The 13,011-nt window shown below is 66.2% G+C and carries 8 protein-coding genes and 1 tRNA gene; 4 read left to right on the plus strand and 5 right to left on the minus strand.

The features are described 5' to 3' along the window. Positions 1–22 precede the first annotated feature (22 nt). Together E0H92_RS12020 and E0H92_RS12025 are read left to right on the plus strand one after the other, a co-directional pair. Complete coding sequence (locus E0H92_RS12020; protein WP_202873574.1) at positions 23–640, plus strand: PPA1309 family protein; 618 nt, start codon at positions 23–25, stop codon at positions 638–640. Then, the gene (locus E0H92_RS12025; RefSeq protein ID WP_131467442.1) at positions 637–3,627 is read left to right on the plus strand and encodes a UPF0182 family membrane protein; all 2,991 of its coding nucleotides are present in this window, start codon (positions 637–639) and stop codon (positions 3,625–3,627) included. Before E0H92_RS12020 ends, E0H92_RS12025 begins: the two co-directional genes overlap by 4 nt. Before the next feature lie 91 nt (positions 3,628–3,718). Here E0H92_RS12025 and E0H92_RS12030 read toward each other — a convergent pair whose 3' ends face one another. Continuing rightward, positions 3,719–4,303, minus strand: a complete 585-nt coding sequence (locus tag E0H92_RS12030; protein WP_131467443.1) for a hypothetical protein — start codon at positions 4,301–4,303, stop codon at positions 3,719–3,721. A gap of 120 nt (positions 4,304–4,423) precedes the next feature. Beyond that, on the minus strand, positions 4,424–5,389 hold the full coding sequence (locus E0H92_RS12035) for a GNAT family N-acetyltransferase (protein WP_165549753.1): 966 nt from the start codon (positions 5,387–5,389) through the stop codon (positions 4,424–4,426). Positions 5,390–5,504: 115 nt separating this feature from the next. On the opposite strand from E0H92_RS12035, the gene E0H92_RS12040 reads away from it, so the two are divergent. Then, positions 5,505–5,578, plus strand: a tRNA-Met gene (locus E0H92_RS12040). 222 nt (positions 5,579–5,800) lie between these two features. Beyond that, a complete protein-coding gene (locus E0H92_RS12045) occupies positions 5,801–8,578 on the plus strand; it encodes an AfsR/SARP family transcriptional regulator (protein WP_238173417.1) in 2,778 nt (925 codons plus the stop codon). Between the two features lie 106 nt (positions 8,579–8,684). Here the strand turns inward: E0H92_RS12045 and E0H92_RS12050 are convergent, their stop codons facing one another. From E0H92_RS12050 to E0H92_RS12060, 3 genes are all read right to left on the minus strand, one after another. Further along, positions 8,685–9,122: a hypothetical protein gene (locus tag E0H92_RS12050; protein ID WP_131496252.1), complete on the minus strand. Its 438-nt coding sequence runs from the start codon at positions 9,120–9,122 to the stop codon at positions 8,685–8,687. 346 nt (positions 9,123–9,468) lie between these two features. Beyond that, positions 9,469–11,229 carry an ABC transporter ATP-binding protein gene (locus tag E0H92_RS12055; RefSeq protein WP_131496253.1) on the minus strand — a complete coding sequence of 587 codons (1,761 nt, stop codon included), beginning with the start codon at positions 11,227–11,229 and terminating at the stop codon, positions 9,469–9,471. Then, positions 11,222–12,970, minus strand: a complete 1,749-nt coding sequence (locus E0H92_RS12060) for an ABC transporter ATP-binding protein (protein ID WP_238173385.1) — start codon at positions 12,968–12,970, stop codon at positions 11,222–11,224. Before E0H92_RS12060 ends, E0H92_RS12055 begins: the two co-directional genes overlap by 8 nt. Positions 12,971–13,011: the final 41 nt, after the last annotated feature.

Raw genomic sequence — 13,011 nt, forward strand, 5'->3', positions numbered from 1 at the left:
GCCGAAGGGAAGATCTGGCGGCATGGATTCCGTAGGCACGCTGCCACCGGACGCGCTCAGCCGCGCGGTGGTCGAGATCGAGAAGCACGTGAGCAGCGCGGGCTGGGACCAGCCCGCGCAGTTGTTCGCGCTGGTTCCGACGGCGGACCTGCTCCGCGCCGAACCCAACCTCGCCGCCGAACTCGGCGCCGAGGACGCATCGCAGCCGCTGACCCCGGTGGCCCAGGGCGAGCTTCCCGGTGGTGTCGAGGACGACCGCCTGGCCGACACGCTCGGCCGGATCGAATGGCCGGACGGAGTCGCCGGCTGCGCACTGGCGATCGAGCGGATCGTGCTGCCGGCGGCGTCCGAGTCCGGCCTGTCCAGCGTCGAGTCGGACGCCGAACTGGCCCGGCTGGCCGGGAGCGATCCACGCAGGCACGAGGTCCGGATGGTCGCGGCGGTGCTCCGCGAAGGCGCGCGGTTCGGCGCCGTCCGGTTGCGTGCCCACGACGAGGACAGCGCGGTGCTCACCGGTATCGACTTGGTCCCGACGCTGTGCGAAGTACTGTCTTTGACATTCGAACCTTCGACCGGCATCCGGTCGGGCGAGGGTCCTGGGGTCGACGGCCTGAGTGACAACGAGGAGAAGCGACCATGAGCGACGGCGTCTATGACATGCCCGAGGAGCCGCCGGCCCGCCGGACCCGGCGAACAGGCGGACGCCCTCGCGCGCTGCTGCCGACGATCGCCACGCTGATCGTCCTGCTGATCCTCTTCAGCATCTTCACCGACGTCTGGACCCAGCGGCTCTGGTACCGATCGGTCGACCTCGGCTCGGTGTTCAGCACCGTGCTCGGCACCCGCGTGCTGTTGTTCGTGATCGTCGGTCTGCTGATGGCGGCCGCGGTCGTCGCGAACATCATCGTCGCCTTCCGAACCCGTCCCCGGGTGGCCCTCGCCCCGTCGCCGAGTCCCGGATTCGAGCGGTACGGCGAACTGCTGCAGCAGCACGGCAAGATCGCGGTCGGCGTCGTCGCGACCCTGATGCTGGTCTTCGGCGGCTCGGCAGCGTCGGGGGAGTGGAAGGTCTTCCTGGCCTGGCGGAACCGGACCCCCTTCGGCGTCACCGACAAGCACTTCAACAAGGACATCGCGTTCTTCGTCTTCGACTACCCGTGGCTGCGCGTGCTGCTCGGCTTCGGCTACTCGATCGTCCTGCTGTCGCTGGTCGCCGCGATCATCACGCACTACCTGTACGGCGGCTTCCGCCCGTCCGCGAAGGGCCAGAAGGCCTCCGGCGCAGCGCAGGTGCAGTTCTCCGTGTTGCTCGGTCTGCTGGTCCTGCTCAAGGCCTTCAGCTACTGGCTGGACCGGTTCGGTCTCACGACCTCGGACGCCAAGCTCTTCACCGGTGTCTCCTACACCGGTGACAACGCGATCCTGCCGAGCAAGGAGATCCTGGCCGTCATCGCGGTCCTGTGTGCGATCTTGTTCTTCGCGAACGTGGTCCGGCGGACCTGGCTGCTTCCCGGGGTGGGCACGGTCGTGCTGATCCTGTCGGCGATCCTCCTCGGTGCGCTCTGGCCGGCCGCGCTCCAGCAGCTGCGGGTGCGACCGAGCGAGCCCGTGAAGGAAGCGCCGTACATCACCAAGAACATCGAGGCCACGCGTCAGGCCTACGGGCTCGAGGGCGCCGAGGTCACCGAATACCAGGCGAAGAGTACGGCGAAGCCGGAGGACCTGACGGCGGATGCCGAAGTTCTGCCGGGTATCCGGCTGATCGACCCGACGGTGATCGGACCGACGTTCGAGCAGCTCCAGCAGGTCCGTGGCTTCTACTCGTTCCCGACGGATCTCGACGTCGACCGGTACAAGATCAAGGGCAAGGTCAACGACACGGTCATCGCGGTCCGCGAGGTCCAGGTCGACCGGCTGCCGGCCGGTCAGCGCAACTGGAACAACGACCACACCGTCTACACCCACGGCTACGGGGTCGTCGCCGCCAACGGGAACCAATCGCAGGGCGGTACTCCGGTGTTCACCGAGAAGGACCTGCCGCCGACCGGCGATCTCGGTGACTACGAACCGCGGATCTACTTCGGCGAGCAGTCGCCGGACTACTCGATCGTCGGCGCTCCCGAGGGCGGCCAGAAGGTCGAGCTCGACACGCCGGAGGGGCAGAAGGGCGGCGACCCGACGCTGAACACCTATGCCGGCAAGGGCGGCGTCCCGGTCGGCTCGTTCGCCAACCGGTTGCTCTACGCAACGAAATTCCGGGATGCGAACATCCTGCTGTCCAGCCGGGTGAACTCCGCCTCGAAGATCCTCTACGACCGCACCCCGCGCGAGCGGGTCGAGAAGGCGGCCCCGTGGCTGACGCCGGACGGTGACCCGTACCCGGCGATCGTCGACGGCCAGGTGGTCTGGATCGTCGACGGCTACACCACTTCGGACAACTACCCGTACTCCGAGAAGGTCGACCTCGACGTCAGCACCCGGGACACCACGACCGGCCGCGGGACGATCGCTCAGCAACCGAGCGAGAAGATCAACTACATCCGCAACTCGGTCAAGGCGGTCGTCAACGCCTACGACGGCTCGGTCGAGCTGTACGCCTGGGACGACAAGGACCCGGTGCTGAAGACCTGGATGAAGGCGTTCCCGGGCACGGTCAAGCCGCGCTCGGACATCTCGCCGGACCTGATGTCGCACCTGCGCTACCCGGAGGACATGTTCAAGGTGCAGCGCGACCTGCTCGCGAAGTACCACGTCCAGGACGCCGGCACCTGGTACCAGAACAGCGACCTGTGGCGAGTGCCGGACGACCCGACCGCGGTCTCCTCCGGTGGTGACTCGGCGACGCATATCAGCCAGCCTCCCTTCTATCTCTCGTTGCGGATGCCCGATCAGTCCGAGCCGAAGTTCTCCCTGACGTCGGTGTACGTGCCGAACGGTGAACGGGAGAACCTGACTGCGTTCGTGGCTGTCGATGCCGAGGCCACCTCACCGGACTACGGCAAGTTCCGGGTGCTGCGATTGCCGGGGAACCTGCAGATACCTGGTCCGGGGCAGGTCTACAACAAGTTCCAGACCGACGAAGGCATCAGACAGGCGTTGCTGCCGATCAACCAGCCGAACAGCGGGGCAAGAGCGCAGTACGGCAACTTGCTGACGTTGCCGCTCGGCGGCGGTCTGCTCTACGTCCAGCCGGTCTATTCGGTGCGGACCAGCGGGCAGGGTAGTTATCCGGTCCTGCGGTACGTCCTGGTGTCGTTCGGCGACAGCGTCGCCTACGGCGGGACGTTGCAGGATGCCCTCACCAAGGTCTTCAAGACCAGCGTCGACACCGGTGAGCTGCCTCCAGGAACCGAGAAGCCGCCTACGACACAGCAGCCCAACCAGACAGTCAAGCAGGCCATCGCCGACGCTCAGGCCGCCTGGACCCGGGCGCAGACGGCGCTGAGGAACGGCGACCTGACCGGCTATCAGACGAACCTCAACCAGATGAAGGCCGCGCTCGACCGAGCCGCTGCCGGCGCAGCGGAGACGCCTACGACGACACCATCGCCGACGCCGTCCCCGAATCCGTCGAGCCCACCGGCCTCGACGACACCGACGAGTCCACCGACCTCACCGGCAGGCTGAGTCGCAGGGTGGTTCCCGGGGCGGCGACACCGACATCAGTCGGCGTCGCCGCCCCGTTCGTCTGCGCCGTGCCGGCTGGTTGCCTACGGCATCAGGTCGTCGGCTCCGGGTGGAACCCGGCCGCGGTGTCGAGCACGTCCTCGTCGGTGAAGCGCTCGTGATCGATCGTGACCTCGGCTGCGACGCCAGGCTCGATGAAGTAGAACACCTCGTTGCCGGCGAACAGCGCGTCGTACCCGCCGACCTTTACCGGTTCGAGCTGCCAGTCGCCCGGCTCCTTCTCCTCGTACTCGACCAGGAAGTCCTTGACGGCTTCGAGATCGGTGAGTCTCTCGCCGCGGAGGGTCTTCACGGTCAGGTCGACCTTGAACGCGCCCTCCGGATCCGGCCCGGTCTCCCAGACCCGGCTGTGGAACGACACGTCCTCCCACTCGTACTCGAAGTCGCTCGGCGTGCCGAGGCCGTCGGGAAGGTTCTCGATCACGAAGCCGTCCAAGGTGCCAGCCCTTTGCTCGGTCGATGGATGTTTCGCGGAGTACGTCGACGGCGGTGTGAACTCCGTTGCTGAGGCAGGGACTGTCGCCGAGAGCCCGAGCGCGGCCAGGAAGACCGCGCTCCCGGTCACGATACGGCGGGCGGACGGCACGGCTCGGGAACGAAGCGTTGAACGCGACATGGCTGCCTCCTGGAAACGGTGGCGCCCCGCCTGCTGCGAGACGCCCTTCGTGACCAAGAAGGTGCAGTGATCGTGCCTCGTCTGAACCGACGAGTTCCGGAGCTGTGGACAACCTCGCGGTCAGTGCCCGATCAGCCGATGCAACCGGTGGAACGTCTGCCGGAACCCGAGCCGCGGCCACGCCCGGGACGACAGCAGGTTCGTCACCCGCCAGTCGGTCACGACCGACGTGTACCCGGTCTCCGCCGACCACTGCAGCACGGCCTCGCCCAGCGCACGGCCGGCGCCGAGTCCGCGGGCCGACGGCAGCACGGCCGCGAACCCGAGGAACCCCGCGTTGTCCGGTTTCGCGAGCCCGCTGTGCGCACTCGACTTGTCCAGCGAGCAACCGACCGACGAGCCGATGACCTCACCGTTGTACGAGGCAACGAAAGTCGCGTAGTCCTGATCGTCGATCGATTCCTCCCAGTCCGCGACGGCTTCCTCGAGCGTCGGCAGTTCACCGGACGAGAACACCGGCGACAACCCCTGATGCCGGGGCAGCTCGAGGTCGAGTTCCGCGAGTACGGGGATGTCCGCGCGAACGGCACGACGTACGACGAGATCCGATGGCGGCGACAGGGGAGAGTCAGGCGCAGGACGGACGGCGTGCGCATGCTGCGAACCGAACGCCAGCCGGAACCAGGCGTCGAGCAGCGCGGGGTCGTCGGGCACCAGGACGTAGTGCGCGATGCGGCCGTCGTCGACCCACTGCGCGGCGGCGGCGCCGTACAGATCTCGAATGTGTTCTGGCTCACGTACGGCGTGACCGGCGGCCTCTACCCAGATGTTCGGACCCCAGACCGGGGACTGCTTCGGGGCGGCCAAGAGATAGCCGGTGATCTCGCCGCCTTCGACCAGCACGGCACCGGACGCGCCCTCGGTCTCCCACGCGGCCGTCACCTCGACCAGCGCGAGCTGGGCGTCCTCGTAGTCAGCAGGAAGCAGCGGGTGACGCTTGCGGTGCTCCAGGTGCCGCTCGGCGAGCAGGCCGGCCGCAGCCGGCAGATCCGCCTCCTCGAACGGGCGAATGACGTGTCGGGACATACTCGGACGGTACGCCGCCACGCCCCCGGCAGACACGGGTTTTCGCAGATCCGGGGCCACACCGGGAACCGATTTGGTTGCTCAGCCCAGATCCTCTAAACTAAAGACACAACGACGCGGGGTGGAGCAGCTCGGTAGCTCGCTGGGCTCATAACCCAGAGGTCGCAGGTTCAAATCCTGCCCCCGCTACGAAAGAAGGCCCGGACCATCAGGTCCGGGCCTTCGTTTGCTCTACGGGGTCTGACCTGCGCGTTGCCCTTGCTGTGATCTACCGATCACGGCGAGCCTGGGCCGCACCTCTGTTGCTCACTCGGGCGGTTCACACCCGACAACGCTCCCGTACGTCGCGTGGCAACGCCTTCTCGAAAGATCGGGCTGCCCGATCCTTGGGTTGGCTAGCCTGTGGTCTTGATGGAGATCCAGTTGTTGGGAGCGGTCGAGGTCAGAACCAACGGTGCGGAGTTGGACGTTGGTTCGCCGAAGCAACGGCTGGTGCTAGCGGCGCTCACGGTCACGCCTGGTCAGGTTGTACCGCTCGAAGTGCTGATCGAGCGGGTCTGGGGTGACCAGCCGCCCGCGCGCCCGGCGGCCACGCTGTATCCCTATTTGAGCCAGCTTCGTAGCGCCATCGGGCTCCGGATCGTACGGCGTGATGGTGGCTACGTCTGTGAGGTTCCACCGGACCGCGTGGATGTGGTGCGTTTTCGTGCCTTGCTTCGCGAGGCCAAGGCGGCCGATGTCCCTGCATCAGTCGAGTTGCTGGGCGAGGCGCTCGCGCTGTGGCGTGGTGTACCGCTGGGCGGTCTGAGCGGTGACTGGGTGATCCGGTTCCGCGACACGTTGAGCGAGGAGCGATTGTCGGCCTGGCTACTGCTCGCGCGGCGTCGCCACGAGTTGGGCGACCTCGCCTCGCTCGTGAACGATCTGCTGATAGTCGCCGAGGAGTATCCGTTGTCCGAACCGCTGGCCGGCTACCTGATTCGCGCATTGGCGTCGGACGGTCGGAGACTTGACGCTCTCGACTATTACGCGAAGCTTCGGACGTACCTGGCCGACGCACTCGGCGAGGAACCCGGCGATGAGCTGCAGGACTTGCATCTGCGATTGTTACGTCGGGATCCCGATTTGGCCGCCGGCTCGGCGGCGGTTCGCGTCGTACCGCGTCAACTGCCGGCTGTGACGCGAGGTTTTGCAGGACGCGAATCTGAGTTGCGGGTCCTCGACGAACTGATCGCCTTCCCGGAGAACGCGACGGCGGTGGTGATCTCGGCGATCGTGGGTACGGCCGGGATCGGCAAGACTACAACTGCGGTGTATTGGGCGCACCAGGTCGCCGATCGGTTTCCGGACGGCCAGCTTTTCGTGAACCTCCGCGGCTTCGACCCGGGCGCGGTACCGCTGTCGGCCATCGATGCGGTCCGCGGCTTTCTCGAGGCACTGGGCGTTTCGTCACCAGCGATTCCGCAGCAGCACGACGCTCAGATCGCCATGTTTCGCAGCCTCCTCGCCGATCGGAAGATGCTGGTGCTGCTGGACAACGCGCGCGATGTCGACCAGGTTCGACCACTATTGCCTGGCGCGCCGGGTTGTTTGGCACTGGTGACAAGCCGAAACCGTCTTACCGGTTTGGTCGCCGAGCATGGGGCCCGGCCGGTCCATCTCGATGTGCTCTCACGCCCCGATGCCGAACAGTTGCTGCGGGAACGAATCGGGGCCGACCGGTTGGCCGCAGAGCAGGCGGCGACCATCGAACTGATGGAGCAGTGTGCTCGGCTGCCCCTTGCCCTGGCGATCGTCGCCGGGCGGGCAGCGATCGACCCGTCCGTTAGCCTGGCTGCCATCGCGGCTGACCTCACGGGCGAACGGGAGCGGTTGGACGCACTGGACACCCATGATCAACGCACCACGATGCGGGCGGTGTTCTTGTCGTCGTACGACGTCTTGACCCCTCCAGCGCAGCGCTTGTTCCGATTACTCGGTCTGCATCCTGGTCCTGACATCTCAGTTGCCGCTGCGGCCAGCCTCGCCGCGCTCGGGCTGTCGGAGGCGACGCGGCTCATCGGCGAGTTGTGCTACGCGAGCATGCTGATCGAGTGGGCGCCGGGGCGGTACAGATTCCACGATCTGCTGCGCGCCTACGCCACCGAACTCTCGGTGGCTGAGCCCGAAAGCCAGTTGGCTGTCCATCGGGCATTCGACCACTATGCCCACACGGCTCATGCGGCGTTGCGCATTATCGCGCCGCACCGCGACCCGGTAGCGCCAGCTGCGTCTCAGCCGGGCGTAGTGCCTGAGGAGCTCGTCGATGCCGGTCAGGCGCAGGCCTGGTTCGCCAGCGAACGTCCCGTCCTGCTCGCGACGGTCGACCAAGCAGCGACGAAGGGCTTCGACACCCATGTGACTCACCTGGTCGACGCATTCGCGACCTTTCTCGACCAGCACGGCCTATGGCATGACTGGCTCACGATGGAGGATGCCGGCTTGGCGGCCGCTCGACGCCTGGGGAACCGGTCGGCCGAGGGCTTAGCTTGCCGCGGACTCGGCCTGGCATATGCCCGGCTGCGCCGCTTCACCGAGGCTACGACAGTTCTCGAGTGCGCAATGAGCCTCTACCGCGCCGATGGAGATCAGAGCGGGGAAGCCAAAACCCACCTGATCCTCTCTCACCTCCACTGTGAGCAGCAGGACTATGCCGAAGCGCTCGAACACAGCAGCCAGGCACTCGATCTGCAAACGAAGGCTGGAAATGCGACCGGCCAGGGCCGCGCGCTCAGCAATATGGCCTGGAACAACGCCATGCTGGGCAACTTCGAGCAGGCCATCAGCGATGGCGAGCGTGCCATCGCTCTGCTCGGTAGAGTTGGCGATCCGAAAGGCCAGGGAGCCACCTGGGACACACTCGGCTACGCACACCACCAGCTCGGCAATCACCAGCGAGCTCAAACGTGCTACGTCCACGCTCTGGAGCTGTGGCGCCAGATCGGCCACGGCTACTTCGAAGTCAGCAGCCTCACCGACCTCGGCGATACGGAGCTCGATGCGGGCGACCGCGACGCCGCCCGGCGAACCTGGCAGCAAGCTCTCCTGGCTCTGGACAGCCTCGACCACGCAGCCGCCGGCCGGGCGCGCACGAAGCTCCTCAATCGCGTGACCGCCACAGATCAGCCAGGCTCCAGCACGACTTGTTAGGACTCAGCCGAAGAAGATTCACAGCCTGGTCGAAATGGTCGCTGCAGGCCGCATCGCGCTGAGCTCGGCGAGCTCAGCGCGAAGCGATAGTGGCAGGAGATTGCAGCTAGCTCGTGCAGCCGATGGTGCGGGCGTCCGTGTGCATCCACTGATAGACCTCGGTGCCGGCAGGATTGCGCCACCTGAACCGTGCCGCGGCACGAACCTTCTCAGTCCTGCCAACACCGGTGCAGGTCTCAGAGCTACCCACCAACGTGTCTGTTGCGTCTTGGTAGCCGACCTCGACCCTCGTGCCCGAGTCCGCGTTGACCCAGGTGCCGTTGATGTTGACCTCGATCTTGACGATGGTGACGTCGACATCGAAGTTCGTTCCGCCGGCGACGTCATAGGCGCCCGCCCGGGACCTTGCGTGGTTGTTGTCGAAATCCATGTAGACACACGTCCGGACAGCGGCATCCTGACCGATCGGCGGGTCGCATCGCCCGATGGCGGTGTCCGCCGACGCGGACTGAGCACCGAGGGCGAAAATGCTGGCACCGGTCATCAAGGCGACCGTCGCCAGGCGTGTAATTCGAGCCATGAGAAGGATTCCTCCGAGGTCTGAACGAGAACTGGTTTGCGTGCGAAGGCGACTGGTTGATCGCCGATCGTCGCGCTGATGTCGTGAACAGACTGGCGGGTGCACCTTCGGAGAATCTTCGGAGAACCTTCGACAGGGCCGCCCCTCAGCCGACCTTGGGGTGGGAGCCCAAGTCACCGGCGGGATCGTTACCGCGGCCTACCTGCTATGGCTGGTGCCCGGTTGTCTGGTCGGGACGACTCGCCCGCTATGGAAGAAGGCCCGGATCAGCAGGTCCGGGCCTTCATTTTGTGGTGCCTGACCTGCGGGTTCAGCGATAGGCGGAGGCTTGGAGGTTGAAGAGTTCGGCGTAGAGGCCGTTGCTCTGGAGTAGGGCTTTGTGGGGGCCGTGTTCTGCGATCTTTCCTTGGTGCAGGACGATGATGGTGTCGGCCATGCGGACTGTGGAGAATCTGTGGGAGACCAGGACGGTGATGGTGCCGGCGCGTTCTCGTAGAGCGTGTGCGGCGTTCGTCCAGGCTTCGAAGAGTTGGTGTTCGGTTTCGGGGTCCAGGGCTGCTGAGGGTTCGTCGAGGAGTAGCAAGGCGGGGGCGGGGCGCATCATGGCTCTGGCGATCGCTAGCTTCTGCCATTGGCCTCCGGACAGGTCCACGCCGGCCGGCCAGCTTGAGCCGAGTTGGGTGTCGAGGCCGCGGGGGAGGGCGGACAGTACGTCGGTGGCGGCGGCGCGCTCGAGTGCGTCAAGGACCTTCGGATCGTTGGCGACGTTCTCGAGATCTCCGAGGGCCACCGTCTCGCGGACCAGGAGTTCGAAACGGGCGTGATCCTGGAACGCGGCGGAGATCCGGTTCTGCCATTGGGTGCGGTCGATCGCGGCGAGATCTGCCCCGTCGATCGTGATCGTGCCGGTGGTCGGGCTGTAGAGGCCGGCGAGGAGTTTGACCAGCGTCGACTTGCCGGCGCCGTTCTCGCCGACGATGGCGACCGTCGAGCCGGCGGGCAGGTCCAGGTGGATGTTCTGGAGGGCAGGCTGTGCTGCGCCGTCGTACTGGTAGGAAACGTCGCGCAAAGAGATGCCGTGCTCGAGGCGCTGCGGCACGGGGCCGTCTCCTGAGTGCGTCGCGTGACCGAAGAGGTCTTGCAGGCGGACGAAACGGTCGGCGGCGACCAGACTTCGGATCGTGAGCTGCAGGACCTCACCGGAACCGCTGACCAACCCGAGTACCTGACCGGCCAGAACCGCGATCAGCGCGGCCTCGCCAATGGTCGCTTCGCCGACGGCGACTCGCCGCACCACCAAGGCGATGGAAGCCACGTATCCGGCGATGAAGACGAGTGGTCCGGCGAGACTCCAACCGGCGGCCTGGAGCTGGGCTTGTCCATGGAAGCGTCGGATCTGCTGGTGCGCGCGCTGAAACCTGCGCAGCATCTCCGTCTGCAACCTGAACAGGCGGACCTCCTTCGCGCCGCCGGGGGTGGCCGTCAGCTCCACGAGATGTTCGGCAAGCCGGCCGGGTTCGGCTGCGCGCTCGCCACTCTCGCGGAAGATGCGGCTGGTTTTGAAGGTAATGAGCACTGACGGCACCGCGAACAGCGGGAGCGCGAGGAGGAGCGGATCGACGAGAACCATGAGGACCGCGGTCGTGATGATCTGCACGGTGATTGCGCAGAGTTCGACCATCCTCGGTAGGACCTGGCTGAGCTGATAGCGGTCTCGCTGGAACGCATACAGCTCGTTCAGATGCTGGGGGCTCTCGTGGAGTTCCAGTGTCGGTGTAGCGCTGACCAGGTCGAGGATTTGCCCGTTCATCAGGTACCGCGTGTGATCGCGCAGCCGAGACTGGGCACGTTGGCCGCCGTACGCGATGGCGACGGTGGCAGCGATCGAGACGACACCTCCGGCAGCGCCGATGGCAAGAGGGCCGTCAACGATGAACTTCAGCCACAGACCGTACGCCGACTGTGTGATGGCTTGCAGGGCGGCCAGTACGAACGCAAGCACGGCCGCTGTGCGATCTGCACGCCAGGCCAGCTGCAGCATCGTGGTGATGACGCGCAGGTTCTCACTCATCGATGTTCTCCTCGTCGTCGGAGCTGAATCGCATCGCCTGCTTGCGGAACATGCGGGCGTAGGTTCCGTCGGCCGCGAGGAGCTGTTCGTGGCTGCCGTCCTCGGTGACCTGCCCGCCGTCGAGCACGATGATCCGGCGGGAACGACGGATCGTGGAGAACCGATGGCTGATCACGACGCTGGTCAAGCCGGAAGTGAGGTCGAGGAACCTGTTGAAGAGGTCCGACTCCGCGCGGACGTCCAGTTGCGCGGTCGGTTCGTCGAGCACGAGAACGCGGGCGCCGCCTTGAACTGCCATGAGTGATCTGGCGAGAGCTATCCGCTGCCACTGGCCACCCGAGAGGTCCACGCCGCTGTCGAGCCGCGGAGAGAGCGTCGTATCCAGGCCCTGCGGGAGCCTGCCGAGGATGGTGTCGGCGCCGGCCCGTACGGCGGAGCGCTCGATCTCCTCGTCCGTCGACTGCCCGACTGCTCCGAGACCGATGTTGTCCCGCGCAGACATCTCGTAGCGGATGAAGTCCTGGAAGATCGCCGCCACGGACTTCCGCCAGGATTCCTGATCGAGTTCGCGGAGATCGGTTCCGTCGACGAGGATGCGGCCGCTCTGCGGTACCTCGAGGCCGGTGAGCAGCTTAATCAACGTTGTCTTCCCGGCCCCGTTCAGGCCGACGACGCCCAGCGACGTACCCGCCTGGATCTCGAGGTTCAGCCGATCGAAGATGACCTTGCCGGATCCGGGGTAGCCGAAGGTCACGTCCTCGAACACGATCGATTCCGTCGGACGTCCCGTCGCACTGGTGGTGCCCGGGTGCGTGGTGGCGTGGTCGGCGACGAGGCGTTCCAGTTCGAGTACGACCGGGACACGGCTGGCGCCGTACTCGATGAGGGCGTCACCGGACTGATCCGCGAGAAGGCTCATGCCGAGCATGCCTTGGAGCAGCAGGACGATCGCTCCTACGCCGAGGTCTGCGGCCAGGGCGACCACGGCCGCATTGGCCACGACAATCAGGGTGAAGAGCAGGGTCAGCGAGCGCTGTCCGATGATGCGGGCCTTGGCGAGCTCCGCGAGGATGCGCGCCGCCTGGCGACCGTAGCGATCCGACAACCAGCCGGTGAGACCGAAGATGCGAACCTCTTTCGCCCACTCCGGGCGCAATCCGATCCGGTGCGTGTAGCTCGCGGCGTGAACGGCGTCTTCCCAGGTGAACTGGTCTGAGCGGCGCATGGTCGCCTGCAGTTTCTTGCCGACTAGGAGCCAGAGCACACCCAGGACTGCGGCGGCTGGGACGGAGACGGTGGCCACCAGCACGCCGGCCGCGACGCCCTGAGCTTGCAGGGGCCACTTCATGGTCAAGCCGTCGACCAGGTCCCCGGGCTCGAGGCCTGCGATGCGGACGGCACGGTCAGTCTTGGCGGCCAGGTCGGGGCGTTCGAAGACGTCCAAGGTGCTTGCGTTGAGAGCGGCCCGGATCACTCGGCCGATCAGGTACTCCTCGTACCGCCGGTACAGCGCCCAGCGCGCCACCTCGTACGCGGCGCGCGTCACCTCCTGCGCTGCCAGCACTAGAGCGATGCCGGCGAGCGCAGAGATGACGTGAGAGGTCGGGCCCGGAAGGACGGTGATGAGGTGTGCGACCAGTGCCGCGAAGATCGCCGGCCAGATCGCGGTGAGGACGATGCACCCGAGCAGCAAGACAAACCGGAGTGGGAACGCACGTGCCAGTACGACGACCGCGAGCACCCGTGGCGAGCGAAATCGCCACTGCTGTGAATAGTTACCCT

The organism is Kribbella speibonae (genome assembly GCF_004331375.1).
Lineage (GTDB): Bacteria > Actinomycetota > Actinomycetes > Propionibacteriales > Kribbellaceae > Kribbella > Kribbella sindirgiensis.